Raw genomic sequence first — 25,621 nt, forward strand, 5'->3', positions numbered from 1 at the left:
TCAGCAGAAGAACCGGTAGAGGGACGCCCCGGCACGGGCGGCCAGCGGGTCGGGGACGGCCGGGTCGGTGAGGAGGTCGGTGACCAGGCGCAGGGTGTGCTCGACCTCGGCCGACCGGCCGACAGGCGGCCCGCCCGCGTTGAGCGTGCGGATCCGGCGCTCCTCGCTGCCCCAGTTGCGCTTGTAGGCGCACAGACCGGGCTGGTCGAGCTCGGACAACCCCCAGTCCAGGGCCCGCAGACCCCGGTCGTGCGCCCACCGCAGCAGCGCCCAGTGCAGGGCGTCGTTGGGCCGCAGGTGCAGGCTGTCCGCCTCCGACGCCCCGAACTTGTAGTAGACGGTGTCCTGCCAGACCAGGTACACCGCACCGGCCACGGGCCGGCCGTCCACCAGGGCCAGCCCGGTGCGGATGCCGTCCGCGGGGGCGAACGCCTGCCAGATCCGGTCGAAGAACTCCAGCGGCTGGGCGAGCAGCCGGTACTTCCGCTTGCGCAGCCCTACGTGCAGGCGGTGGTACTCGGCCACGGCCTCCCGCTCGGGGCTGAGCACCACCTCGACGCCGGCGCGCTCCGCGGTGGCGATGTTCCGCCGGGTCTGCGAGCGGACGGCCCGCCGCAGGTCCTCGAGGGGCCGGTCCAGGCAGGTCCGGTGCCAGGCGGCCTCGCCGGTCGCCGTGAACCGCGGATCGGTGACCGCCGGCGAGCCGTCGAGGCAGCGCAGCGTGAACGGCAGGTCTCCGGCGAACGCGTCGGCGGCCACCTCCGCCCACGCGGCCGCGTCGGCGACGATCGGGTCGGCCCGGTCCGAGAACGGCAGCGCCAGCCGGCGCCCGCCGCGCAGGTCCTGCACGTCCACCCAGACCGCGCCGCCCACCGCACGCCCGGACCCGTCGACGGCCACGCGGGCCGTCGGCTCGAAGCCGTAGGAGGAGCTGACCGCCCCGATCCAGGGCGGGGAGGTGAACAGGCTGCCGCCGCTGCGTGCGAGCTCGGCCCACAGCGGGTCGGTGCGGGGGTCCACCTGCCGGACGCCGGTCACGGCAGCAGCTCGAACGGGAGCGGGGTGTCCGACCGCCGGACCCCCGAGGTCAGGGCCTCCAGCAGGTCCTCGACCGTGAGGTCCTCGGGGGAGCGGTGGACCGCGAGCCCGCGGCGGGCCAGCGAGGTGGCGAGCTGCGTCTGGTGGTCGTCCCCGGCCTCGCCGAGCGCGGCCGACCGGGCCACCAGCAGCGGGCGGCGGCCGGCGGCCAGCGCGGTGAGCGCCGAACCGACACCGGCGTGGCTGACCACGAGGTCGGCGCGGGCGACCTGCTCGGCCAGCTCGTCCCCCGGCAGGAAGGGCCGCGCGGCGACGGGGAGGTGGTCGATGGGGGTGCAGCCGGTCTGCCAGAGGACGTCCACCGGCCGGCCGGTCGCCCGTGCGAGCTCCCCGTCCGGCGCCAGGAGGGGGGCCAGCCGGTCGACGAGCCGGCCGAACGGGAACTCCGCCGCCGTCCCGACCGTGACGACGACGCGCAGGACGTCGCCCGGCGGCCGGGTGCGGCTGTCCGGCTCGTAGCTGTCGAGGACGCTGCCCCGGTAGGCCCAGCGGCGGCCGGCCCACCCGGCGTGCTGCGTGTAGCGCCGGATGCCCGGCACGTGGTGCAGCACCCGGCCCGTCCGCGACGGGGCGCTCACCCGCGCCGCGCTCTCGATGTAGTGGCAGGCCACGCCCCGGGCGGCCAGGAAGGGCAGGTACCCCAGTGCGATGCCGGAGCCCGTGGAGACCGCCCGGGTGAACGACCGGGTCCGGAGCAGCCGACGGGCCGTGGGGACGCAGCGGGCGACGTCGCCGACCTCGCCCACGCGGACGTAGGGGACGAAGACGGTGTCGCGGCCGGCCAGCAGGGCGCGGCTCTGCTCGTTCTCGTGCGTGACCCACACGGCCGGCCCCTCCTCGGGCACGCGGGCGGCCAGCGACACCAGCTGCTCGAGGTGGCCGCCCGTGGTGGCGAGGAACAGCGTGCTCATCGGGCGCCGTCCCCGCGGAGCAGCGACGGGACGGTGCGCAGCAGGATGGCCAGGTCGAGCGCCACCGAGCGGTCGCGGAGGTACTCGGCGTCCGCGCGGAGCATCTCCAGCGTCCCCACCGTGCTGCGGCCGGTCACCTGCCAGAGCCCGGTCAGCCCGGGCCGCACCCGGAAGCGCCCGGCGAACTCCTCGGGGAACAGCTCGGCCTCCCAGACCAGGCAGGGCCGCGGTCCGACCAGGGACATCTCGCCGCGGAGCACGTTGATCAGCTGGGGCAGCTCGTCGAGGCTGGTGCGCCGCAGGAAGCGGCCCGACCGCGTCACCCGCGTGTCCTCGGCGAGCTTGGTGCTGCCCTCCCGCGCGGTGTCCTCGCCGCGGAGCTCGGCCGCGATGAGCTCGCGGTGTGCGGCGTCGTCGCCACCGACCCGCATCGAGCGGAACTTGTAGAGGGTGAAGGGCCGGCGGCCCAGCCCCACCCGCTGCTGCCGCAGCAGCGCCGGGCCGGGGCTGTCCAGCCGCACCCAGAGGCCCAGCGCGGTCATCACCGGTGACAGCACCAGGAGGGCCAGCGCCGACACGACGACGTCCACGGCTCGCCGGACGACCCGGTCGACGACCGGGTCCGCGCGGTCATCCACGGTCATGTGCCCTCCCGCTGACGACGGCGAGGCAGATGAAGATCAGTTCGCCGGCTCCCCGGAGTACGAGGTGGATGTCGATCACCGACAGCACCAGGACCATCCACCAGACGACCCAGAGCGTGGAGCCGTAGGCGCCGGCGACGTCGGGCCGGGCGGCGCACTCCCGGGCGGACCGCAGCACCCGCACCGACAGCCAGAGGAAGGCGATCAGCAGCGGCACCCCGCCCACCCACAGGAACTGGAGGTAGCCGTACTCGAGGTAGATCTCGTCCCGCCAGGTCTCCGGGGCCTGCAGGACCGAGTCGGGCGAGACCCCCAGCACCCAGCGCAGGTCCCCGAGCCCGGGCAGGTAGAAGGTGACCAGGTTGTCCCAGCGGCCCAGCCAGCTGCGGGGCACGCCGTAGCCGTCACCGAACTCCGCGACCCGCGTGACGAAGGCGGGCAGCCCGAGCAGGACGCCCACGACGGCGACCGGCAGCAGCCGCACGGCGATCCGCCGCAGCGGTGGGTGCAGGACGAGCAGCCCCGCGCCGACGACGACCGCCGACGCCCAGGTGGAGAACTGCCCGGCGGCCAGCGCACCGGCCAGCAGGGGCAGCGCGGCGAGGACCGTCTCGCGCCGGCCCACCAGCCCCCGCGCGGCCAGCCCGACCAGCAGCGCCAGCGCGATGACCACGTAGTCGCCGGTGGCGATCGAGGAGGCGAGCGTCGTCGTCCCGCGTTCGGTCAGCTCCACCGGGTCGAGGTTCGGGTCCATCCAGTTCGTCTCCAGGACGGCGAGGACGGGCCGGAACTGCAGCGTCTGGAGGACCGCGATCACCCCGATGACGGCCGCCGTCCGGATCACCAGCCGCGCCAGCCGGAGCAGCTGGTCGCCGGTCCGGATCGTGACCCGCACGAGGACGAGCAGGCCGACCAGCTTGACGACGGGGAGCAGGGCGGCGAGGTCGCTCCCCGTCGGGACGGTGCCCCGCAGCAGCAGCCAGGCCACCGGCCAGAGCGTCGAGAAGAGCACGAAGACCAGGAGGGGGAGGTCCAGGGGGCCGAACCGGAACCGCACCTCGTCGCCCCGGACGAAGCGCAGGTAGGCGCCCAGCACGGCGCCGGCGACCAGGAGCGCGAAGAGCGCCTCGTTCGGCCGCAGAAGCGGGATCAGGCTGCCGCGCTCGATGCCGGCGACGAACGGCAGGGTGGCGACGTACACGTGGACGGCGGCCACCGGCCGCACGGCCACGCCGACGAGCAGGGCCAGCGCCGCACCGGCCGCGACGGCCTCGAGCGGGCCGACGACCGCGCCGGCCGCGGTGACGGCCACGACCGCGCCGGCGGCCGGCGCGACCAGGGCGACCGGGGAGCGACCGGGTGAGCGACCCGGCGACCGACCCGACGGCGGCCGGTGCGCGGTCGCGCCGGGAGGCGGCGTGCCGACGGCGGTCACGACGCCGCCCGCCGTCGGTTCAGCTCGGCCAGGCACACGGCGAAGACCGCCGTGGCGAGCAGCCCCGAGGCGCCGAGGACGGCCACGTCGCGGAGCGCCTCGCCGTCGTCCTGGCTGAGCAGCCGGCCGCCGGCGAGCACGGGCAGCATGGGCACCGCGGCGAGCACGACCGCCGCGAGGCCGCGGGCGTCGACCGCCGCCGCCGGACGCACGAGGCGCCGCACGCGCGCGATCACCGTGGCGGCGGCCCCGGTGTCGGCGATCAGCACGGTCAGGGCCAGACCGAGCAGCCGGGGCGGCCCGGCGGGGAGGGTGAGCGCGGCACCGGCGCACACCGCGGTGAGCGCGAACGCCACGCACCCGGCGAGCTGCGGACCCCGGACGTCGAGGGAGGCGTACAGGGCCTGCCGCCCGATCTCGTGCATCCCGGCGGCCAGCTGGGCGACGGCGAGGACGGCGATGCAGGCCGCCAGCGCGCCGATGAGCGCGTTGTCCCACAGGTCGCCGGCGGCCAGCGTGCCCGCGACCGGGCGGGCGAACGCGACCAGGACGAGCAGCGCCGGCAGGCCGGCGACCACGCCGTACCGGATCGCCTGCCGCCAGGACGCGGCGTACCCGGACCGGTCACCGGCCGTGGCGGCGGCGGACATCCCGGGCATCACCGCGGTCGTGACCGCCCGGGCGCCCAGGGCCAGCGGCACCGCGTAGACGGCGAAGGCCATCTGGAACACCAGCGCGCCGCCCGGCATGCTCGCCGCGCAGACCACCAGGAGGAAGAAGGCCCCGGCCGGCAGCGCCGCGACGAGCACGGAGCCGCGCAGCCGCACGAGGACGGCCCGGATCTCGGGGTCCTCGCGCCAGCCCCGGGCCGGCCGCAGGGAGAGGCCGACCCGGTGGGCGCCGATCACCTGGAGGCCGGCGTGGGCGGCCACGGCGAGCGTGGCACCGGTGCCCATCAGCAGCACGACCCCGGAGGGGACGTCCCCGACCTCCGCCCCGCGCTGGTGGAGCAGGGCGACGGCGACCATCGTGGCCATCAGCCCGACGTTCTCGATCGCCGGGGCCGCGGCGGCGAGGGCGAAGCGCTGCCGCGCCTGCTGCGCGGCGGCCCCCAGCGCGGCCACGGTGTACAGCACCACCTGCGGCGTGACCAGCAGCAGCAGGACGGTGGCGATCACCTGCGCCCGTCCCCGGTCGGGGGCGGGCACGCCCAGGGTCAGCACGTACCCGAGCACCAGCGAGACCGGCACGAGCGCCAGCGCGATGGCGCCCGCGACGGTGACGAGCAACCCGCTGAGCCGGCGGACGTGGGCGGCGCACGCCTCGGGGCCCCGGTCGAGCGCCCGCACGACGGCCGGGACGACGACCAGGGCCAGGACCGGCCCGGCCACGACCGAGTAGGCCAGGTTGGGGACGCCGTTGGTGGTCAGGAACGTGTTGGCGAGGAATGTGGGGCCCAGCACGGCGCCGATCACCACGACCCGGAGCAGCCCGGTGGCGCGGCTGATCAGGGTCCAGGCGGCGACGGTGGCCGAGTTGCGCGCCACCGAGCGCGGCGACGCCCCCGGTGCGCCGCCCGTGCTGCGGGCCTCCTCCGCGGTGGTCATGCCCGCTCGGTGTCCGGGCGGGTCATCCTGCGCGCCAGCCCGGCGACCAGGAGGGCGGCCACGAGGAGGCCGGTCACCGCGCCGGCCGCCGCGGCGACGGCCGGCCGGGGGCTCACCGGATCGCTGTCCACGTACGGCCCGGTGAGGACCGACGCCGCGGGGCCGGCGAGGTCGGCCAGCGCCAGCTCGTCCAGCCGCGTGCGCAGCCACTGCTCCCGGTCGGTCAGGGGCGCGAGGACGCCCTGCCGGTCCGCGACCCCCGGGGGAACGGCGGCGATCCGCTGGAGCACGTCGGTGAGCTGCAGGTTCAGGTAGTCCCGCACGTCGGCGCGGGTGTCGTTGGGGGCGACGTCGAGGTAGCTCGCGAGGACCGAGCCGAGCATGCCCTCCGCCCGGTCCGGGTCGGGGTCGGTCAGCTCGACGGAGATGACCTCGCTCTCGTCCACCACGCTCGCGCTGAGGGCGGCCGCGAGGTCCTCCACGGAGACGTCCCACTCGTCGGCCACCGGGGTGAGGACGGCGCGGCTCTCCAGGGCCACCAGCTGGGTGCTGATGTTGCGGTCCTCGCGGAGGAAGCCGGTCGGCTGCTCCCGGGTCAGCGCGTAGAGGACCTCGGCCCGGGCGGCGTACTGCTCGGGCATCCGCGCGGCGACGAGGAAGCCGGTGACCGCGCCGAGGACGACCACTGCCAGGGCGAGCATCCCCAGCCGGGTCCACTGGCCGGCCGAGAGCTTCCGGCGGGCCGCCGGCTCGGGGGGAGCCGGCCGCCGCTGCGCCGAGCCGCCCCCGAGCGCGGACGACGCGGCGAGCAGCGGGGAGCCCCCACCGAACGCGGGCAGCCGGCCGACCAGCGCCGTCCGCCGGCCGTCGCCGTTGCTCCCGCCGCCCGCGGGGATCGGGTCGTCCGCACCGTGCTTGGTCACCGGACCCCGCCCGGGACGGCGGCGAGGTCGCCCACGCCGGAGAGGACGTCGCACACCCGGTCCACCTGCGCGACGCTCATGGTCGGGAACATCGGGAGGGACAGGATCCGCCCGGCGGCCCGCTCCGCGACCGGGAGCGGCCCGTCCGCGAACTCGGCGAAAGCCGGCTGCAGGTGGCACGGCACCGGGTAGTGCAGCCCCCACCCGATCCCGGCGTCGTCCAGCGCGGCCGTGACCGCGGGGCGGTCGGCCACCTGCACGACGGCGAGGTGGTGCACCGACTCGGCCCGCGGGTGCTGCTCCAGGAGCAACCCCTCCGGCAGCCGGTCGCGGTACCGCCGCCAGGCCGCCCGCCGCCGCTCGTTGTCCGCGTCCAGCCGGGCCAGCCGGACGCTCAGCGCGGCCCCCTGCAGGCTGTCCAGCCGGCTGTTGCGCCCGCGCAGCTCGTGCAGGTGCCGGCCGCCGTCGGACCGGCCGTGGTTGGCCAGCTGCCGGATCCGCCCCAGCAGCGCCGCGTCGTTGGACACGACCGCGCCGCCGTCACCCAGGGCGCCGAGGTTCTTGCCCGGGTAGAAGCTGAACGCCGCCGCCGTCCCGACGCTGCCGGCCGGCCGGCCGCCGAACCGGGCCCCGTGCGCCTGGGCGGCGTCCTCGATCAGCGCCAGCCCGTGCCGCTCCGCGATCCGGACCAGCCGGTCGACGTCGGCCATCTGGCCGAACAGGTGCACCGCCATCACCGCCGCCGTCCGCGGCCCCACGGCGGCGGCCACCGCGTCGGGATCCACCTCGAGGGTCCCGGGGTCCACGTCGACGAAGCGGGGCCGCGCGCCCACCGCGCACACCGCCTCCGCCGTCGCGACAAAGGTGTTCGCGGGCACGACCACCTCGTCGCCGCGCCCGATGCCCAGGGCCTGCAGGATCAGCTCCAGGGCGTCGGTGCCGTTGGCCACGCCTACGCAGCCGGTGCGCGCGCAGTAGTAGGCGAACTCCTGCTCGAAGACGGTCACCTCGGGACCGCCGACGAACCGGCCGTGGGCGAGCACCCGCTCCCAGTGCCGGTCGAGCTCCTCCCGCACCAGGGCCGCGCCCGCCGGCAGGTCGAGGAACGGGACGGGCGCGGGGACCGCGGCCAGGTGCAGTGCCCGTGCCGCCCGGGGCTTCTCACCGGCGACCGACATGACCGCTCCCCTCCGGGGTCGTCCGGCCGGTGGACGCGGCCGCGCCGGCGACGACGTCCAGACCGGCGACCCCCGACAGCTCGTCGGTCGCCGCGAGCACGCGGACGATCTCCAGACCCCGCTCGCCGGGCGTCGCCGGGACGGCGCCGGCGCGGACGCACTCGAGGAAGTGCTGGTCCTGCACCAGGAGCGGCTCCTGGAACGGCACGTACGGGGAGACGATGTCGCCCGTGCGGTAGGTGACCGGCAGGGCGTGCGCCTGGGTGGCGGCGTCGATCTCCTCGACGTCCACCCCGATGTCGTAGATCCGGATCCGCTCGTTGTCCGACAGGTCGTCGTAGACGGCCATCTTGTGCTGGCCCACCACGGTCATCTGCCGGACCTTCTTCGGGGTCAGCCAGCTGACGTGCACGTAGGCGCGGGTCTGCGAGACCGGGAAGTCGAAGCGCAGGTAGGCGACGTCGGCGTGCTGCCGGCTGATGTGGCTGTGCGCCCACACCGTGGTGCAGGACGGCACCTCGTCGAGGATGAAGGAGACGATCGAGATGTCGTGCGGGGCGAGGTCCCAGATGACGTTGACGTCGCTCTGGTACCGCCCGAGGCTCAGCCGGGCGGTGTCGACGTACAGGATCTTGCCCAGCTCGCCGGACCGGACCAGGTCGCGCAGCTTCCAGACCGCGGCGTTGTACTCGAAGGTGTGCCCGACCATGAGGCGGGCGCCCTGCCGGGCCGCGGTCTTCACGAGCAGCTCCGCGTCCTCGACGGAGGTGGCCATCGGCTTCTCCACCAGGACGTGCTTGCCGGCCTCCAGCGCGCGCAGCGCGAGCGCCGCGTGCGTGGCGGGCGGCGTGGCGATGACGACGGCGTCGACGGTGTCCAGCACCTCGTCGAGGGAGGCCGCGCGCTTGGCGGTGGGGTAGTGGGCGGCCGCTTCGGCCAGCCGGGCGGGTCCGCCGTCCACGATGACGACGTCGACGCCGGGCGTGCTGCTGAGCACGCGGACGTGCTTGGAGCCCCAGTAGCCGTAGCCGACGACGGCGATGCGATCGCGCCGTCGACCTCGGCGAGGGGAAGGCACGGACAACGGGTGCGCTGCTGAACTCATCAGGGGTGTCCTCGGGGTGCGTGTGCCTGCGGAGGGGTGCAGGGCTTCGGCGGATCGGACGGGGAGGGGGTCGCGCCCGGCGGTGTGCGCGCCTGTGCGGAGGCGACGGCGGGGCCGGGGCGGAACGGAGCGCTTCTCCGGAGACGGGCGACCCGGCTCAGTCGGGACTGGGCTGCGGCTCCTCGGCGCGGCTGAGGGACGAGGGCGTCGTCCTCCGCGCGGGGCCCCGTCGGCACCGGCACCAGCAGCACCTTCTGGAGCGCGCCGAGGACGGCGCAGGGGAGCGTGGGGCCGCCCGCGCCGGGCCCTCCGCCGGAGGGGGCGCTCGTCGGTCCGTTCGCACCGGCCGGCGGGCCGGGCGTCTGCGCGGGCGCCGTCGGGAGCGGCCACCGGCCGGCAGGTGCGGCCGCCTGCTCCGGTGCGACCGCCGCAGCCGCGGCGGGAGTCGCCGGCGACGCGCGACCGGTTCCCGCCGTCGGGTCCGCCGGCGTCGTCGCGAGCTCCGGGTTCACCAGGATCACCGGGTCCGCCGGGTCCGCCGGGTCCGCCGGGGTCGCGAGCGTCGCGGCCGCGGGCGCGGGCGCCGGCGCGGCCGCGGAGGCCGTGCCCGTTCCCGAGGGCGGCGGATCGTCGGTGGCAGTTGTCGGGGGGAGCGCCGTGAGGACGTCCGGGGGGACGTCGGCGGGAACGGGCGGGGCGTCGTCGGTGGCGCAGGGTGGCGGCGTGGGTGCGAGCTCTGCGGGTGCGGGCGCTGCCTGCGCGGGCGTGGCGGGGGCCGGCTCGGGGGGGGCCGGAACCGGGGGCGGGGGACGAGCCGGGTCCGCCGGCTCCGCGAGCGCGGACGGCTCGACCGCGAGCGGGCGCCTCGGCGCGGGGGAGGGGTCGACCTCCGGGATCGGCGGCTCCTCCGGCGGGAGCGGGACGGTGCGGAGCTGCGTGAGGACCGGCTCGGCGGGGAGGTCGGGGCGCTCGGGGGCGGGGAGTTCATCGCGGTCGGGCAGCACCACGAGCTGGGGCGCGACCGGCTCGACCGGCGCGACGGGAGCGGCCGGAGCGGCCGGCGCGACCGGCCCGACCGGCTCCTCGGGCGCAGCCGGCTCATCGGGCGTGCGGGGCGCGTCCGCGAGCGGGGGGAGCCCCGGCGCGGCGGGGGCCTGCGGCTGCACCGGCGGGATCGGCGGCACCGGGGGGACGGCGAGGAGGGGCGGGAGCGGCACGTCCGAGAGCGGCACTGCGGGGAGCGGCAGGGCGAGGAGCGGCACGTCCGTGAGCGGCACGTCCGGGAGCGGCACGTCCGGGAGCGGCACGTCCGGGAGCGGGGAGAGCGGCGGTGGTGCGTCCGGCGGGCCGGCGTGCGGCGGTGGCCCGGAGGAGTCCGGGCTCATGACCGGGGGCGGACCCGGCACGCTCGCGGCAGGCGGCTGGTCGACGGCCGGTGGTCCGGGGGGAGGCGGCTGCTGACCGGCGTCCGGCGGCGGTCCGGGGTCCGGGGCGGATCCGCCGCCCGGTGGCGGGCCGGCGTCGGGGGGCTTCGCGGGCTCTGCCGGCGCCGCTCCGGGTGAGCCCGCGGTACCCGGGGGCACGCCCAGGTCCGGAGCCGCGACCAGGTCGGGAGGCACGCTCAGGTCCAGGGGCACGCCCAGGTTCGGGGGCACGCCCGGGTCGGGAACGGGCCCGGCGTCGGGCGGCGGTCCGGCGTCCGGCACCTGTGTCATCGGCGCCGAGGGCCCCCGATCGAGCAGCGGCACGTCGGGCAGCAGCGACGAGGCGGCCGCGGAGCTCTCCGGCGGCACGGTCGGGGTGTCGGCGTTCGCCGTGCCGGACCACAGCCCGGTCAGCACCCACGCGGAGAGCACCAGGCCGGGGACGGCCGCCAGCCGGCCGGCCGAGCAGCGCCGGCGCGGGGGAGGGCTCGCGGGCTGAGTACGCGCCTCGGGGGACACCGGTGGCCGGCGGCCACGGTGACCCCCGTCTGCGAGGTGCACGTCCCGCTCCTCCCGAAGGCCGGGCTCCGGCCGGAGGTCACGTCGGCGACGCGGACATCCGGCACCCGGGCTGCCCGGAACCTCCGCCCCCCGCTACGTCCTGGCAACCCCCTGTGCGACCGGACAGCGGCGAGGCGCGACACGCTCGGCCCTGTCTCACCCACGGTGATCGTGCGGGGCGTAACACGTTCCAAAATGGCCGGTCGAGAGGGTTCCCGCGTCGCCGGCGGGTGCGAAGCGTCACCCAGCGTCCACCTTGTTGGCCGTCGCAGCGTCCCGGTGGTCGATACTCGGGAGCATGGGGTGGGACACGGCGGTGCTGGAGACGATCGACGCCCATCGCGTCGACTGGCTCGACGACGTCGCGCGACGGCTCATGGACATCGGACAGCCCAAGGGGACCTATGTCCTCGCGTTCGTGCTGGCCCTGGGCTTCGCGCTGGTGTTCCGCGCCTGGGGGGCCGTCGTCGCCGCCCTGGTGTCGTCGGTGGTCGCCACCGGTGTCGCGGAGTGGGCCAAGGAGGTCATCGGCCGGGCCCGGCCTCCCGCCGGTCTGGCGCTCGTGCCGACGGACGGAACGGCCATGCCGTCGTCGATCGGGGCCCTCACCGCGGGTGCGGCCGTGCCGCTGATCCTGTGGGGGCTGCGCCGCGCCGACCTCGTCGGGCGGCTGCTCGCCGCCGTCCTCACGGCCGGCACCGTGCTGATCGGCCTCAGCATGGTCTACCTCGGTGCGCACTGGCTCAGCGACGTGCTCGCCGGCTGGGCGCTGGGCGGGGCGATCGGCTTCGTCGCCTTCCGGCTCGCCGCCTGGCGGCCGGCCCGGCGCGGGATCCGGCCGTCCGCGGCGACCGGAACGGACCGGCGGGATCCGTAACGCGGGATTGGCGCGCGCGGAACGGGTCCCCGGTCCGCACATGCGACCTAGACTTCGCCCGCCGACGCCCCGATCCGGCCTGGAGCGGGGGAGCTCGGCGGCAGCGCCGGAGGAGGCCGCGTGACGTTCCGCGAACAGGCGGTGTTCGACGTCTACGGCTGCGGTGGGCACGCGCAGGTCGTGATCGACGTCCTCCGTGCGCGGGGCCTCGACGTGCGGCGGCAGTTCAACGACGTCCCGGCCAACCAGCACCCGGCGAGCCGGAACGTGCACCCGGGCATCCGCATCGTCGGCCCGGACGCCTTTCCGGAGCTGGACGTGCCGCTGGTCCTTGCCGTCGGCATCAACGGTGAGCGCGCCGAGCTGGCGCAGGTGCTGCAGGCCACGTACGGCACGGCGGTGCACCCGTCGGCGCTGATCGCGCCGACCGCCCGGATCGGTGAGGGCACGGTCGTCCTGCACGGGGCGATCGTGCAGCCGAACGCGACCCTCGGCCGGCACGTGCTGATCAACACGGGTGCGAGCGTCGACCACGACTGCGTCGTCGAGGACTACGCCCACATCAGCCCGCAGGCGGCGCTGAGCGGGCACGTGACCGTCGGGGAGGGCACGCACATCGGGGTCGGCGCCGTGGTGATCCCGAAGGTCCGGATCGGCCGCTGGTGCAAGATCGGCGCCGGCACCGTGGTCATCGAGGACCTGCCGGACCACGTGACGGCCGTGGGCAACCCGGCCCGGATCGTGCCCGACCGGAGTGGTGAGCGGCCCCCCGACCCGGACTTCGTCCGGTCCGGCGGCCGCCTGGCGAGTGGGCTGGGGGCCCGATGACGCAGGACACGCTGGACCGGCCGGTCGCCGACGACGCCGAGGATCTCGACGCGGTGGACCTGGCCTTCGTGGGCGCGGGCGCCTCCACGGCCTACGTGCTCATCGCGCTGCTCGCGGCGCTCGGCGAGAGCCCGCCGGAGGCCCCGGTGCGGATCGCCGTCGTGGAGCGGGCGCCCGACGCCTTCTCCGGCGTCGCCTACGGCAGCCGGGCCGCGCGCACCTCCCTGCTGATCACCCCGCTGCGCGACTTCCTCCCCCCGGGGGAGCTGCGGCGGTTCACCGGGTGGCTGGCGGAGAACAAGCACCGGGCCTTCGACGAGTTCCTCGCCGTGGACGGCGAGGTGTCGTCGCGGTGGTGGGCCCGCCACCGCGACGCCGTCGCGCGGGACGACTTCGACGACCTCTACCTGCCGCGCTACGTCTTCGGCACCTACCTCATGGAGCGCGCGTACGCCGCCATCGCCGCCGCGGAGGCGGCCGGGGTGGCCGCCACCGAGGTGATCCGGGACGACGTCCTCGCCGCGCGTCCCGACGGTCCCGGGTACCGGCTCACCTGCGGCGGGGGGGAGATCCGCGCGCGGAACGTCGTGCTGGCGCTCGGCTGCTCCCCGGTCATGCCCCGCCTGCCCGGCGACGACGGCGCGACCGCCGCCGCCCTCGAGGACGACCCCTTCGGGCACGGGATGGACGTCGCGATGGCCCGGGTCGAGCAGGCGATCACCCGGCCCGGCATCGAGGACCGCCCGCCGCACGTCGTCCTCATCGGCGGCAACGCCGGCACCATGGACATGCTCTACCAGCTGCGCGACTCGCCCGTCGTGGCCGAGCGCGCGGCCCGCATCACCGTGCTCTCCCCGCGCGGCGAGCTGCCGGAGCGGATCCGGGAGGCGCAGGGCCCGGTCGACTTCCGGCCGGAGCGCCTGCACGCGCTGAGTGACGCGGAGCCGGTGCGCGCGGCCGCCGTGTTCGAGGCGGCTCTGGAGGACCTCGCCCGCGGGAGGGCGGCCGGCCTCTCGGTCTGCGACACGCTCCGCCCCATCTCCGACGGCGTGGTCCGCGTGCTCCCGCGCCTGTCGCACGAGGAGGCGCTGGAGTTCGCGGGGCACTGGGGCGTCGAGCTCGGCCGGCACCAGCGCCGGGCGGGCTGGGAGTACCACGAGGTGGTCGAGGAGCTCGCCACGGCGGGCAGGCTGCAGGTCGTCGCCGGCAGCTTCACCGGCGTGCGCGGGGCCGGACGCGACGGGGTGCTGGTGGGGGTGCGGCGGGACGGCGTGGAGACCGTCCTCGACGACCCCGCCGACGCCGTCATCAACTGCGGCGGCCCGGTCAAGCACGTGGCCGACGCGACGCCGTCGCTCGTCGCCGGCCTGATCGAGAGCGGGGTGTGCCGGCCCACCCGCCACGGCAGCGGCATCGTCGTCGACGAGACCCTGGCGGCCGCCCCCGGGATGTTCGTCATGGGCCCGCTGCTGGCCGGCAACGTGGTCAACGGCGGCCCGGTGTGGCACATGGAGCACTGCGGGCGGATCAGCAGCTTCGGCTCCGTGCTGGGCCGGGAGCTCGCCGGCACGCTGCTGGCGCCGCAGCGCCCGGCCGCGGTGGAGGGCTTCCCGCCACCCGAGCGGTTGGCCGCGGCGCAGGCGGTCTCCGCGTCCTAGGCGCGGCCACGCGACCTCCCGACCCCGGCGCGCCCAGCGGCGGAGGTCGGGAGGGCCGGTGGTCAGGCGGCGGCGTCGTTCCGGTCGGAGCCCGTGAACAGGTGCATCGTCGCCGCGTCCGGGGCGGAGATGCCGTGCCGGCGGAGCACCGTGCCGAGGGTGGCCAGCAGGATGCGGAGGTCCATCGCCGGCCCGAGGCCGTCGACGTACTCGACGTCGGCGGCGAACTTCTCCTCCCAGCTCAGCGCGTTCCGGCCGCGCACCTGGGCCAGGCCCGTGACACCGGGCCGCACCTCGTGCCGTCGCGCCTGCTCGGGGGTGTACCGGTCCAGGTACTCCATCAGGAGCGGCCGGGGGCCCACGAGACTCATGTCGCCGCGCAGGACGTTCCACAGCGTCGGCAGCTCGTCGAGGCTGGTGCTGCGCAACCAGCGGCCGAAGGGGGTCAGCCGCTCGCCGTCGGTGTCCACCCCGTCGGCCTCGGTCAGGATGCGCATCGTCCGGAACTTCACCAGCTCGAACGGTGCACCGTCGCGTCCGGGGCGCAGCTGCCGGAACAGCACCGGGCTGCCCAGGTCGCGGCGCACCGCCACGGCCACCGCCCCGATCACGGGTGCGGCGACGACCAGGGCGGCCCCGGCCACGACGACGTCGACGGCACGCTTGACCGGCGGGTACAGCGACCGCCGGGCCGACCGGCGGCTCACCGGAGCCCCAGGAACGCGCCCAGCGCGCCGGTGACGGCGTTCACCTGGTCGCCGGTCAGGGCCGACCCGCTGGGCAGGGTCAGCCCGGTGGCGAACAGCCGGTCCGCCGACCCGTCGAGGAAGCTGCGCGCCCCGGCGAAGACCGGCTGCCGGTGCATGGGCTTCCACAGCGGCCGGGACTCGATGTCCGCGGCGTCCAGCGCGGCGCGCAGGTCCTCCGCCGACCACCCCGCGACCGCCGGGTCGACGAGGACGGCGGTGAGCCAGCAGTTGTCCGCCGCGTCCCCCTCGCGCTGGAAGATCCGCGCGCCGGGCACGTCGGTGAAGATCGCCGCGTAGCGCTCGCGCAGCGCCCGGCGGCGGCCGATCATCCCGTCCAGGCGTTCCAGCTGCGCCAGGCCGAGCGCGGCCAGGACGTTGCTCAGCCGGTAGTTGTAGCCGATCTCGGTGTGCTCGTAGTGCACCGCGGGCTGCCGTGCCTGGGTGCTCAGGTAGCGCACGCGGGCGGCCATCTCGCCGTCGTCGGTGAGCAGCATGCCGCCACCGCTGGTTGTCATGATCTTGTTGCCGTTGAACGACAGCGCCGCGACCGCGCCGAACGAGCCGGCCGGCGCGGAGCCGTGGAACGCGCCCAGCGCCTCCGCGGCGTCGGAGACGATCGGCACGTCGTACCGGGCGCAGACCTCCGCGAGCGCGGTGTAGTCCGCGCAGCGGCCCAGCAGGTCGACCGGCACGACGGCGGCGACCGGCGTGCCCTCGGCGCGCAGCGCGCGCAGGGCGTCGTCGAGCAGGGCGGGGCTCATCAGCCCGTTCTCGGGATCGCAGTCGACGAACACCGGCTCGGCACCGCAGTAGGCCACCGCGTTCGCCGTCGCGGCGAAGGTCAACGTGGGGACGACGACCGCCGTCCCGGGGCGTGCGCCGAGCTCGAGCAGCCCCAGGTGCAGCGCGGCCGTGCCGGAGGAGAGCGCGACCGCGTGCGCCCGTCCGCAGCGTTCGGCGATCCGCTGCTCGAAGGCGTCGACCATCGGGCCGAGCGGGGCGATCCACCCCGAGGCGATGGCCTCGGCGACCAGTTCCTGCTCGCGGTCGCCGACGTCCGGCGACGACAGCAGGATCCGCGTCCGGGCGGGAGCTGCGCTCACAGGGCCACCCGTCCCGTGCGGCCCAGCTGGTCCTCCGCCGCGGCGCGCGCGACCCGCGGCTGGGGTGCGGTGGGGACGCCCGGGTCCTGCGGGTCCTCGAGGGTGATGTCCGCGAACCGGTAGGTGCGGTCGAGCCGGTCCACCGCGGGGTGCTCCAGCGGCGGGACAGGCACGTGGCTGATCATCGGGTGCATCGGGCGGCTGTCCTGCTCCCCGGTGCCGAAGAGGTCCTCGTGCAGCTTCTCGCCCGGCCGCAGGCCGGTGACGTGGATCGGGATGTGCCGGCCCTCCAGGCCGATGAGGTGGGCGGCGACGTCGCCGATCCGCACGGGCTGCCCCATGTCCAGGACGAGGGCCTCGCCGTTGCGGCCGATCGCGCCGGCCTGGATGACCAGCTGGACCGCCTCGGGGATGGTCATGAAGTAGCGGGTCACGTCGGGGTGGGTGATGGTGACCGGCCCGCCCCGCGCGATCTGCGCGGCGAAGGTCTCCAGCACCGAGCCGCGGCTGCCGAGCACGTTGCCGAACCGCACCGACAGGAACCGGCCGCTGTTGTGCTGGGCGTAGGTCGCGGTGAGCCGCTCCGCCATCCGCTTGGTGCGGCCCAGCACGTTCTGCGGGTCGGCGGCCTTGTCGGTGGAGACGTTGATGAAGTGCGTGACCCCGACCGACGTCGCGGCGGCCAGGACGTTCCGGGTGCCCAGGACGTTGGTCTTCCAGCCCTCGTCCGGGTACTGCTCGAGCATGTTCACGTGCTTGAGGGCGGCGGCGTGGAAGACGACCTCGGGCCGCCGGGCGGCGAACAGCCGCTCGAGGGCCTCGGCGTCGCGGATGTCGGCGAGGATCGCCTGCGGCTCGTGCAGCTTGGCCTCGCCGAACATCGTCAGCTGCAGCGCGTGCAGCGCCGACTCGTCCCGGTCGAGCATCATCAGCTCGCCCGGCCCGAACTGGTCGATCTGGCGGCACAGCTCGGCGCCGATGGAGCCGCCCGCGCCCGTGACGAGCACCCGCTTGCCGCGCAGGTAGTGGGCGATCTCGGTGAGGTTCGTGTCGATCTGCCGCCTGCCGAGCAGGTCGGCGACGTTGATGTCGCGGACGTCGCGGATGCCCACCCGGCGGCTGAGCAGGTCGGTGACCCGGGGGAGCACCTTCACCGAGAGCCCGGCGTCGTTCGCCCGCTGGGAGAGGTCGCGGACCAGCGCCGAGTCGGCCGAGGGGATGGCCACGACGACGGTCTCGGCCTCGGTGGCGGCCGCGGCGGCGGAGATCCGCTCGCGGCCGCCCATCATCCGGACGCCCCGGATGCGCAGGTGCCGCTTGCGCGGGTCGTCGTCCAGCAGGCCGACGGGCAGGTAGGGGCTGGCGGGGTCGGCGAGCATCGACCGGATCAGCTGCTCGCCGGCGATCCCGGCCCCGAACACCAGCGTGCGCTGGCCGGTGCGGGGCCGGATGGCGCCCTCGCGCTGGCTGCGGATGGCCAGCCGGAAGCCGATCATCATGACGAAGGAGAGGACCGCGCCGATCACCGGCACGCTGAGGGGCATCAGCCGCGGCGTGCCGCTCAGGGCGACGACCCCGAGGATCGCCAGCGCGGTGAGGCCGACGGCGGCGCCCAGGCTCTTGACCTCCTCGGCGGTGCCCACCGCGTACCGCCCCTGGTGCAGCCGCAGGCCGGCCGAGGCCAGGGGGAAGAGGAACACGGCCAGCGCCATGCCCGCCACGAGGCCCGGGGTGTTCATGCGGTCCACCGAGCCCTCGTACCGGGCGGTCATGGCCAGCACGAGGCCGGCCTGCAGCGACACCAGGTCGCCGCCGAGCATGGCGTAGCGGATGAGCTTCCACCGCACGTTGCGGTCCGTGGCAGTCATGTCGTCACTCCGCGGTGTGGTCGGGGTTGCCCGCAGCCGAGCCGGCCTCGGGTTCGGTGTGCGCTGCGGTGGTCGCGTTCGCCCGTCGCCGCGCGTCGGCCTTGTAGGGGCGGGAGCCGGGGGTCGCGTCGCCCCCGTTCCGCGGGATGCGGTTGAGCACGACGCCCAGCGACGGGACGTGCACCCGTGCCACGGACGCGGCCGCCTCGGCGAGGTGCTCGCGCTTCGTCCGCCCGTGGCGCGCGACGAGCAGGCAGCTGTCGGCGAGCGCGCTCAGCACCGCGCCGTCGACGACCGGCAGCAGCGGCGGAGCGTCGATGATCACGAAGTCCCAGTGGTTGCGCAGCACGTCCAGCACGGTCTTCATCCGCGGTGAGCCGAGCGCGGCCTCCGGGTCCGGCGGCATCGGCCCGGCGCCGAGGACCGTCAGCCGACCCTCCACGCCGGTCTGGACGACGTCCTGCAGCTGCGCGGCGCCACTGAGGACGTCGGTCAGCCCGGGCCCGTCGGGGAGGCCGAGGTAGCGGCTGACCCGGGGGCGCCGCAGGTCGCCGTCGACCAGGATCACCCGGTGGCCGGCGGTGGCCAGGGAGAGGGACAGGTTGACCGCGACCGTGCTGGCGCCCTCGCCCAGCAGCGGCCCGGAGACGACGACGACCTTCGGCGGCGACTCGACGGCGAGGTGGCGGAGGTTGAGCCGCAGGGCGCGGAACGCCTCGGAGAGCGGGCGCTGCCCGTCCAGCTGGTCCAGGACCGCCTGCTTGCCGAGGGAGCGGTCCGAGAACAGCCGGCCCACGACGTGCGCCCCGGCGGCCGCCTCGACGTCGTCGTCCGTGCGGACGGTGCGGTCGGTGCGGCTGCGGACCACGGCGAGGGCCAGACCGAGCAGCAGGCCGAGGGCGGCGCCGCGCCAGAGGTTGCCGACCAGGTCCGGGCCGGCCGGATCGGGCTCGAAGGTGGGGGCCTTGATCGTCGTCACCTCCACCGTGGAGGCGGTGGCACCTGCCGGGGTCTCCAGCTCGGCCACCCGCTGCTTGAACTGCTCGCCGAGCGACCTCGCGATGGCCTGGGCGCCCTGCGGGGTGCTGTCGGTCACCCGGACGTCCAGGACGATGCTCTCGGGGAGCACGGCGACCGAGATCCGGCCGGCCAGCTCCTCCGGGGTCTCGTCGAGGCCCAGCTCGTCGACGACCTTGCTGGTCAGGTCGGGGCTGGTGAGCACCTGCGGGTAGGAGTTGATCCGCTCCTGCGTGAACAGGTTGCCCTCGTAGGCGTCGGAGCTGGCGGTGGGCCCGGCCGCCTTCGCCCACAGCTGGGTGGACGAGGTGTAGGTCTTCTCCGCGGTCCAGCTCAGCAGCCCCGCGACGACGAGCCCGGCGAGGACGCCGGCGAGCACCAGCCGGCCGTAGCGGCGGATCAGACCCGTCATGTCGATGGTGCCCACGCAGTTCCCCGTTCGAGGTGGAGGCGCCCGCTCCGGTGCGTCACGGCGGCCTCGTGTCGATGATGGGGCGGACGCTAGTGCCGCTGTCGCCCCAAGTGGTCGGTTCGGTGCACGGCAGTTACGGAGCGGAGCGGCCGGATCGGCCGTCGGAACGGAGAAACAGCAGGTCAGACAGCTGAAACTGCGCGCGGTGAGATCCGGTAACGGACGGTGCACATCTGGCTTGTCGTCGCGGAGCGTGGTCGGAGGGCGGCGGTAGGTGACCGCACGATCTGGTCACCGACCGTGAGCAGCGACGGCCCCGGCTTCCGCGGCCGTCACCCGCGCGACCCGGTCGGAGGAAATGCCCTGCTACGTGGCGTGACCCCTTCTGCCCCCGCCCGGACGGCGCTAGCCTCCGGCGCGTGACCCTCCTCGGCCCCGCCGGCGCGCTCGCTGCTCCGTCCTGCGGACGCTGAAGTGCCCGGAGTGGAGCTGAGCGCCGGCCGTCCGTCCGTGGCGGCCCCCGTCGTGTCCACGCCGGGCGTGCGCGTGGTCCGGGCGGCCGACTGGGACGCCGCGGTGACCGAGGCCGGCGGCCTCGACACCTACACCCGCGCCGCCTACTACCGGGCCTCCGCCCTCCTGGAGGTGCCCGGCACGGTGCCGGTCCTGCTGCGGTTCCGGCACCGCGACGCCGTTCTCGTCCTCCCGCTCCTGCTCCGCCCCCTGCCGGACGGCAGCGGCTGGGACGCGGTGAGCGCCTACGGCTACGGCGGCCCCCTGGCCCGCGACGGGGCGGCGGTCGCCGCCTTCGGTCCCGCCCTCGACGAGTGGGCGCGCGTCAACGGGGTGGTGTGCACCTTCCTCCGGCTGCACCCGCCGCTGGGGAACACCGCGCTGGTCCCGCCGACGGCCGAGGTCGTGACCGCCGGGTGCACGGTCGCCTGGGACCTGACCCCGGGGCGCGACCTGTTCGCCGGCATGCACGCCCACCACCGCCGGGCCGCGCGCAAGGCCGACCGGGCGGGCCTCGAGGTGACCGTGACCCCGCGGCCCTTCTCGCTCAGCGCCTTCCGCGACCTCTACGTCACCACCATGGAGCGCCAGCACGCGGATCCGTTCTTCTACTTCCCAGCCGCGTACTGGAAGGCGCTGGTCGCCGAGCAGCAGACCCTGCACCCGGTGCTGGTGGAGGGCCGGGTCGACGGAGAGCTCATCGCCGCCCTGCTCTGCTTCGTCGAAGGTCCGCGGCTGCACTACCACCTGGGGGCGTCGGCCGACGCCGCCCGCTCCATCGGCGCGTCCAACCGCTGCTTCCTCGCGGCTGCGGAGTGGGGACGCGAGCAGGGCGTGGAGGTCTTCCACCTCGGCGGCGGGCTCGGCGGGTCGATGACCTCGTCCCTGTTCACCTTCAAGCACCGGTTCGACCCCGCGAGCGAACCCTTGCCCTTCTCCGTCGCGAAGCTCGTGCACGACCGCGACCGGTACCGGGAGCTCGCCGGCACGGACGAGACGGCCGGCTACTTCCCGCCCTGGCGCCGCTCCGCCTGACCGGTCAGGCGGACTGCTGCCCGGGGGACGTGCGACCGTCGCTGTCCAGGGCGGGCCGGCCGAGGACGTCCAGGACCGCGGTGGCGATGCCGTCGGCGGCCGCGTCGACGCCCAGCGACTCCCGGACGTCGGGCACCGATCGGACGGCGCCGGAGGAGACGTCCGCGGCGACCAGTCCGGCCAGCGCCGCCACGTCGCCGTCCGGGGCCAGTCGCACCAGCGGGGCGTCGCGCAGGCCCTTCACGTCGAACCCGTAGGACCAGCGGCCCACCGCCGCCGCCTCCAGGGCGACGCGCGGCAGCCCCTCCCACTCGGCGGTGTGCAGCAGGGCGGTCGCCGAGGCCAGGGCCGGTGCCACCGCGGCGCGCCCTTCGGCGGTGATGACGGAGCCGAGACCGGCGGCGTCGATCCGTGAGCGGACCTCCTCGTGCAGCGGCCCGTCGCCCAGCATGCGCAGCCGCACGGGGCAGCCGAGCTCGACCAGCCGCTCGACCACGTCCACGGCCAGGTGCGGGCGCTTCCGCGGCGTGAAGTCCCCGACCCACAGCAGGTCGTGGCCGTCCGCCGGCACGGGTGCGGCGGGGTACTCCTCCAGCGGCACGCCGACACCGGACCGCAGCCGGTGGACGTGCGGCGCGTGGTGCCGCCTCGAACCAGGCGTGGTCGTCGCGGTTGATCGTGATGACGCCCGCGGTGCGCCGGAGCAGCGCCCGCTCGATCAGCTGCCACGGCCGGGCGCCCGGGGCGTGCTCGTCCCCCCAGTGCAGCCCGTGGCAGAAGTACACGACCGGTGCGCGCAGGCCGGCGAGCCGCACGATCGCCGACGCCGTCGCCGTGTTGGTGATGACGACGTCGTGCTGCTGCGCCCGGGACCACGCGCGCAGCGACCGGACCGCGGTCACCACGCCGAGCGAGGGGCGCTGCGAGAAGCCCTCCAGATGCGTCCAGGACGCGATGTCGGAGTGGGTGCCGCTCGCCGACGTCACGACGAAGCCCCGCTCCTCCAGCCGTGCGGCGATCGCCGGGAAGAAGGCGTCCAGGGTGCGCCCGACGCTCGTCACCAGGCCGATCCGGACCGGTCCGTCCACGACTGCCTCCGCTCCGTCGGTCATGCGCCCACCCGCCCCCGTGCCGCCCACGGCGGCGCGGTGAGGACCCCGGCCCGGCGGGTGGGCCCGCGAGTCGGCCGGAGGATCGCCGCGATCGCCACGAGGCCGACGGCGGCGGGGATGAGGATGTCGAGGTCGAGCAGCCGCATGTGGATCGGTGTCGCGGTCAGGACCGCGGCCATCACGCTCATGCCCCAGGCCGAGCCCGGGTGGCCGCGGCGCGGCCACACGCTCAGCAGGTGCACGAGCAGGCCGGTGAGCAGCGAGAGCCCGAGGACCCCGGCCAGGCCGAAGTCGAAGTAGGCGTCCCCGAAGGACGTGTAGGTGTTGAACGACACCGGCATGTCGACGTAGCCGGCGAACGGCTCGGGCGAGGGCAGGTCGAAGCCCATGAGCTGGCCGATCCGGACGACGGCGTACATGGAGCGGCCGAACTCGCCGTAGGGGCCGTGGTCCCCCAGCGGTTCGGTGAGCCCGACGCTGAAGGCGCTGATCCCGCCGAGCAGGTAGAGCAGCGGCTCGACCAGGGCCTGGGGGACCCAGCCGGCGACGCGCAGGGTGTCGGGCATCTCCGTGCCGTCCCGCTGCTGGCCGACGAAGCCGAAGTAGACCACCGCCAGGACGACCGCCCCGACGGCGATGGCGAGCGCCCGCCACCGGCCCGGCGTGCGCGCCCGCCGGCGGACGGGCAGGCCCGGGCTCCGCGCGAGCAGGACCTGGAAGAAGGCGGCCGTCACGACCACGGTCAGCGTGGCGGTGCGCGAGGGGGACTGCATGGTCACGATCACCGCGACGGGCAGCAGGAGGTACCACAACCGGCTGGAGCACAGCCCGCCGATGACGGCGAACGCCCCGAGCAGCGGCGCCAGCGCCAGCGCCATGCCCACCGTCCCGCCGGCGCTCACGTTCCCGTAGAGCTCGGCCCAGCGGACCAGCTTGGGGTCCGCCTCGCTGAACGGCTGGCCCAGGGCCGCCGAGATGGCGCTGCGGTACTGCAGGCTGGCCCAGGTGACGGCGGCCAGGACGACCACCGTGGCGACGGCGAGCGCCCCGGTGTGCAGGGTCATCGGGACCACCGGCCGGTCCTCGGGGGCCGGTCCGCGTCCGCGCCGTCGGTGGTCGAGGACCAGCGGGGTGATCGTGAGGACGGCCAGCCCCAGCACGATGGCCACCGAGACCCGCAGGTCCGGGTCCACGAGGTTCATCGGCCGGATCACGACGAGCACGGCGGTGCCCGTCCACAGCGCCAGCGTCACGGTGAGCGGGTGCACCATGCCGAACCGCGCGTAGCAGGGCACGAGCAGGAGCACGCACCCGATCAGGAGCACCGCGCTGGACATGACCCTCCTACGACCGTTCCGAGAGCACCCGGACGGAGCCGGGGCGGGCCAGTTCGCGAACGGTGAGCCGGAGCGCGCGCCACCGCACGGGCCAGCCCTCCGGCTGCCGCGTCAGGGTCCGGACCAGCACCTCGGCGAGCCCGATGAGGACCGCGCCGAGGGCGCCGGCCACCCCCCAGCGCTTGGCGAAGTACCGGGCGCGCGAGACGCGGAAGACGCAGAAGGACGGTCCGGCCACCGTGCGCGAGCTGGCCCCGTGGGCGTGCGTGCCGTAGGGCCGGGTGTCGAGCAGGACCTGGCCTGCGGCACGGGCCCGGTCGCACAGGTCGACGTCCTCGAAGTACAGCTCGAACCGCTCGTCGAAGCCGCCGAGGGCGTCGAGGAAGGGCCGGGGAGCCATGAGGAACGCGCCGTCCACCTGCTCGACGGGGATGACGGAGGTGCCGGCCCGCAGGGGGACGACCGAGGACTCGGCGCCGAGGACGGCGCGCTTCAGCTCGCGGAGCGGCGTGACGGCGCGGCGGGCGTTGGCCAGCTCCGCTTCCCCGGGGACGAAGGTGAGACCGCCGCCGACGACGGCCGTCCGCTCCGCGGCGCAGCGGGCGACGAGCTCGCCGACGCCCCGGTCGAGGAGCACGTCGGGGTTGAGGAAGGTGACGACCGGGTCGGTGGTCGCCCGGTAGCCCAGGTTGCACGCCGTCGCGAAGCCCAGGTTGGCGCCCGGGTCGATGTAGCGCACCCGGTCGCCGAAGCGGGCCACGACCTCGGCCGTGGCGGGGTCGCTGCTGTTGTCGACCACCACGACGTCGCCGACGCACGGGTCGGCGACCACCGGCGGCAGCCCCTGCTCGAGGTAGGCCGCCGACCGGTAGGCCACGAGCACCATCGCCGTCCGCGTCACCGCACGTCTCCCCGGAGGGCCGACCGCAGGCTGCTGCGGAGGAAGACCGCCGTCACGGTGTAGGCGATCGTCGACATGACCGCGGCGCCCGGGGTGCCGCCGAGCGCGGCCGCGGGCACGTAGCCGATCGACAGCGCGACGGCGAGCGCACCGAACATCCACACCCGCGAGCTGGCGCCGAGCGCCTGGAGCGCGCTCAACGCGATGCGCGAGTAGCCCGCGACGAAGACGCCGGGCAGCACGATGAGCACCAGCGGGACCAGCCCGTCGTAGTCGGCCAGCGGCCCGAGCGCGAGGACGACGGCCGCGCCGGCGATCGCGACGGCGGCGAGCAGTCCGAGCCCGGCGTTGAGCCGGACGGAGCGGTCGAGCTCGTCGCGCCAGCGGGGGCCGTCCAGCCGGGCGCGACTGGCGAACACGGAGAGGGCGAACACCTCGGGGACGATCAGCGCGAGCTCGGTCAGGGAGAGCGCGAGCCCGTAGATGCCGGCGTCGGTCGCGCCGAGCAGCACGCCCACGACGAGGACGTCGGCACGGAGCATGACCATCTGGCCGATGCTGCCGATGTTGTTCGCCGTGGCCGACCGGAGGAACCCGCGCCACGGGCTGCCGCTCCAGCGCCAGGGGCCGGTGGCCTGCAGGTGGCGGTGGAGGAGCACCGACGTGAGGCCCACGCTGAGGACCACCGACGCGTACCAGGCGGCGAAGACCGGCAGCGGGGAGCGGGTCGCCAGCAGCATCGCCCCGGCGCCCAGCAGGTACAGCAGGCTCTGCACCACGATGGTGACCTGGTACTCGCGGTTGCGGGCCAGGCCCTGCAGCACCCGGCCGGTGAACAGCTGCGTCACCACGATCGCGCCGCCGACCAGGGCCCAGCCCGTCGTCCCGACCGTGGAGGGGACGTCGTCCCGAGCTGCGCCGCCGACGAGCACCAGCACCAGCCCGACCGCGGTCATGCTCCCGGCCAGCACCCACATGAGCCGCAGCCCGTGCCGCAGGCCGGTGCGGTCCTTGGCGCGCAGCGCCTCGACCACGGGCACGTGCAGGCTGCCGTAGGCCAGCGCGCCGAAGAGCAGGGCGCCGGTCATCAGGAAGGTGAGGACACCGCGCAGCTCCGGCCCGAGGAGGGCCGCGGAGACGAGGGTGAGCCCGAAGCTGACCGCGAGCGGCGCCATCTGGGCGACGAGGAGGTCGAAGAACCCGCCGGAGCGGAGCAGCGCGAGCGGTCCCTGGAGCAGCCGGCCCACGCGGGACGACGGCGGGGCCACCTCCGGCGCGTCGGGCTGCGCTGCCTCCACCTCGGCCACCGTGGCCGGTCCTGGCTC

Annotated in this window: 20 protein-coding genes; 4 read left to right on the forward strand and 16 right to left on the reverse strand. The window is 75.6% G+C overall.

Translation table 11 applies throughout. The annotated features are described in order from the left end of the window. The 8 genes from JKP75_RS23565 to JKP75_RS00865 are packed head-to-tail and all read right to left on the reverse strand — an operon-like array spanning window position 1 to window position 8,874. A complete protein-coding gene (locus JKP75_RS23565; protein WP_200489563.1) occupies window positions 1-1,038 on the reverse strand; it encodes a GNAT family N-acetyltransferase in 1,038 nt (345 codons plus the stop codon). Next, on the reverse strand, window positions 1,035-2,009 hold the full coding sequence (locus JKP75_RS00835) for a glycosyltransferase (protein WP_200489562.1): 975 nt from the start codon (window positions 2,007-2,009) through the stop codon (window positions 1,035-1,037). The genes JKP75_RS23565 and JKP75_RS00835 overlap by 4 nt, the downstream gene beginning before the upstream one ends. Next, window positions 2,006-2,653, reverse strand: a complete 648-nt coding sequence (locus JKP75_RS00840) for a sugar transferase (protein ID WP_200489561.1) — start codon at window positions 2,651-2,653, stop codon at window positions 2,006-2,008. Before JKP75_RS00840 ends, JKP75_RS00835 begins: the two co-directional genes overlap by 4 nt. Continuing rightward, a complete protein-coding gene (locus JKP75_RS00845) occupies window positions 2,640-4,088 on the reverse strand; it encodes a hypothetical protein (RefSeq protein WP_200489560.1) in 1,449 nt (482 codons plus the stop codon). The genes JKP75_RS00840 and JKP75_RS00845 overlap by 14 nt, the downstream gene beginning before the upstream one ends. After that, a complete protein-coding gene (locus JKP75_RS00850) occupies window positions 4,085-5,695 on the reverse strand; it encodes a lipid II flippase MurJ (protein WP_200489559.1) in 1,611 nt (536 codons plus the stop codon). Before JKP75_RS00850 ends, JKP75_RS00845 begins: the two co-directional genes overlap by 4 nt. Further along, the gene (locus JKP75_RS00855) at window positions 5,692-6,618 is read right to left on the reverse strand and encodes a hypothetical protein (protein ID WP_200492679.1); all 927 of its coding nucleotides are present in this window, start codon (window positions 6,616-6,618) and stop codon (window positions 5,692-5,694) included. The genes JKP75_RS00850 and JKP75_RS00855 overlap by 4 nt, the downstream gene beginning before the upstream one ends. Continuing rightward, the gene (locus tag JKP75_RS00860; RefSeq protein ID WP_200489557.1) at window positions 6,615-7,796 is read right to left on the reverse strand and encodes a DegT/DnrJ/EryC1/StrS aminotransferase family protein; all 1,182 of its coding nucleotides are present in this window, start codon (window positions 7,794-7,796) and stop codon (window positions 6,615-6,617) included. The genes JKP75_RS00855 and JKP75_RS00860 overlap by 4 nt, the downstream gene beginning before the upstream one ends. Beyond that, complete coding sequence (locus JKP75_RS00865; RefSeq protein ID WP_200489556.1) at window positions 7,780-8,874, reverse strand: Gfo/Idh/MocA family protein; 1,095 nt, start codon at window positions 8,872-8,874, stop codon at window positions 7,780-7,782. Before JKP75_RS00865 ends, JKP75_RS00860 begins: the two co-directional genes overlap by 17 nt. A 2,310-nt stretch (window positions 8,875-11,184) precedes the next feature. On the opposite strand from JKP75_RS00865, the gene JKP75_RS00870 reads away from it, so the two are divergent. The 3 genes from JKP75_RS00870 (at window position 11,185) to JKP75_RS00880 (ending at window position 14,249) form a co-directional block, all read left to right on the forward strand. Then, window positions 11,185-11,763, forward strand: coding sequence for a phosphatase PAP2 family protein (locus tag JKP75_RS00870; RefSeq protein ID WP_200492680.1), 579 nt, complete (start codon window positions 11,185-11,187; stop codon window positions 11,761-11,763). Window positions 11,764-11,883: 120 nt separating this feature from the next. Continuing rightward, window positions 11,884-12,591 carry an acetyltransferase gene (locus tag JKP75_RS00875; protein ID WP_200489554.1) on the forward strand — a complete coding sequence of 236 codons (708 nt, stop codon included), beginning with the start codon at window positions 11,884-11,886 and terminating at the stop codon, window positions 12,589-12,591. Beyond that, the gene (locus tag JKP75_RS00880) at window positions 12,588-14,249 is read left to right on the forward strand and encodes an FAD/NAD(P)-binding protein (protein ID WP_200489553.1); all 1,662 of its coding nucleotides are present in this window, start codon (window positions 12,588-12,590) and stop codon (window positions 14,247-14,249) included. Before JKP75_RS00875 ends, JKP75_RS00880 begins: the two co-directional genes overlap by 4 nt. Before the next feature lie 62 nt (window positions 14,250-14,311). Here JKP75_RS00880 and JKP75_RS00885 read toward each other — a convergent pair whose 3' ends face one another. Genes JKP75_RS00885 through JKP75_RS00900 form a run of 4 tightly spaced genes read right to left on the reverse strand, consistent with a single transcriptional unit; the run spans window position 14,312 to window position 19,398 of the window. Continuing rightward, window positions 14,312-14,956, reverse strand: a complete 645-nt coding sequence (locus JKP75_RS00885; RefSeq protein WP_309229397.1) for a sugar transferase — start codon at window positions 14,954-14,956, stop codon at window positions 14,312-14,314. Then, window positions 14,953-16,101 (reverse strand): aminotransferase class I/II-fold pyridoxal phosphate-dependent enzyme, encoded by a 1,149-nt coding sequence (locus JKP75_RS00890; protein WP_200489552.1) that lies wholly within the window; start codon window positions 16,099-16,101, stop codon window positions 14,953-14,955. The genes JKP75_RS00885 and JKP75_RS00890 overlap by 4 nt, the downstream gene beginning before the upstream one ends. Then, complete coding sequence (locus tag JKP75_RS00895; protein ID WP_200489551.1) at window positions 16,098-17,969, reverse strand: nucleoside-diphosphate sugar epimerase/dehydratase; 1,872 nt, start codon at window positions 17,967-17,969, stop codon at window positions 16,098-16,100. The genes JKP75_RS00890 and JKP75_RS00895 overlap by 4 nt, the downstream gene beginning before the upstream one ends. A 4-nt stretch (window positions 17,970-17,973) precedes the next feature. Further along, window positions 17,974-19,398, reverse strand: a complete 1,425-nt coding sequence (locus JKP75_RS00900) for a polysaccharide biosynthesis tyrosine autokinase (protein WP_200489550.1) — start codon at window positions 19,396-19,398, stop codon at window positions 17,974-17,976. Window positions 19,399-19,908: 510 nt separating this feature from the next. On the opposite strand from JKP75_RS00900, the gene JKP75_RS23570 reads away from it, so the two are divergent. Then, the gene (locus JKP75_RS23570; protein ID WP_200489549.1) at window positions 19,909-20,946 is read left to right on the forward strand and encodes a GNAT family N-acetyltransferase; all 1,038 of its coding nucleotides are present in this window, start codon (window positions 19,909-19,911) and stop codon (window positions 20,944-20,946) included. Between the two features lie 4 nt (window positions 20,947-20,950). On the opposite strand, the gene JKP75_RS00910 is transcribed toward JKP75_RS23570, so the two are convergent. The 4 genes from JKP75_RS00910 to JKP75_RS00930 form a co-directional block, all read right to left on the reverse strand. Next, entirely contained in the window at window positions 20,951-21,547 is a 597-nt protein-coding gene (locus JKP75_RS00910) for a glycosyltransferase (protein WP_200492681.1), read from the reverse strand. Window positions 21,548-22,054: 507 nt separating this feature from the next. After that, a complete protein-coding gene (locus tag JKP75_RS00920; RefSeq protein ID WP_200492682.1) occupies window positions 22,055-23,395 on the reverse strand; it encodes an O-antigen polymerase in 1,341 nt (446 codons plus the stop codon). A gap of 7 nt (window positions 23,396-23,402) precedes the next feature. Then, window positions 23,403-24,296 carry a glycosyltransferase gene (locus JKP75_RS00925; RefSeq protein WP_200489545.1) on the reverse strand — a complete coding sequence of 298 codons (894 nt, stop codon included), beginning with the start codon at window positions 24,294-24,296 and terminating at the stop codon, window positions 23,403-23,405. Continuing rightward, complete coding sequence (locus JKP75_RS00930; protein WP_200489544.1) at window positions 24,293-25,594, reverse strand: hypothetical protein; 1,302 nt, start codon at window positions 25,592-25,594, stop codon at window positions 24,293-24,295. The genes JKP75_RS00925 and JKP75_RS00930 overlap by 4 nt, the downstream gene beginning before the upstream one ends. Window positions 25,595-25,621 lie beyond the last annotated feature (27 nt).

This window comes from Blastococcus sp. TML/M2B, assembly GCF_016612865.1.
Classification (GTDB): Bacteria; Actinomycetota; Actinomycetes; order Mycobacteriales; family Geodermatophilaceae; genus Blastococcus.

Bases quoted from the DNA above. Each gene is read 5' to 3' on its own strand.
- JKP75_RS00840 (WP_200489561.1), bottom strand. From the start codon at position 2,653: ATGACCGTGGATGACCGCGCGGACCCGGTCGTCGACCGGGTCGTCCGG.
- JKP75_RS00835 (WP_200489562.1), bottom strand. From the start codon at position 2,009: ATGAGCACGCTGTTCCTCGCCACCACGGGCGGCCACCTCGAGCAGCTG.
- JKP75_RS00860 (WP_200489557.1), bottom strand. From the start codon at position 7,796: ATGTCGGTCGCCGGTGAGAAGCCCCGGGCGGCACGGGCACTGCACCTG.
- JKP75_RS00850 (WP_200489559.1), bottom strand. From the start codon at position 5,695: ATGACCACCGCGGAGGAGGCCCGCAGCACGGGCGGCGCACCGGGGGCG.
- JKP75_RS00895 (WP_200489551.1), bottom strand. From the start codon at position 17,969: ATGACTGCCACGGACCGCAACGTGCGGTGGAAGCTCATCCGCTACGCC.
- JKP75_RS00900 (WP_200489550.1), bottom strand. From the start codon at position 19,398: ATGACGGGTCTGATCCGCCGCTACGGCCGGCTGGTGCTCGCCGGCGTC.
- JKP75_RS00880 (WP_200489553.1), top strand. From the start codon at position 12,588: ATGACGCAGGACACGCTGGACCGGCCGGTCGCCGACGACGCCGAGGAT.
- JKP75_RS00920 (WP_200492682.1), bottom strand. From the start codon at position 23,395: ATGTCCAGCGCGGTGCTCCTGATCGGGTGCGTGCTCCTGCTCGTGCCC.
- JKP75_RS00870 (WP_200492680.1), top strand. From the start codon at position 11,185: ATGGGGTGGGACACGGCGGTGCTGGAGACGATCGACGCCCATCGCGTC.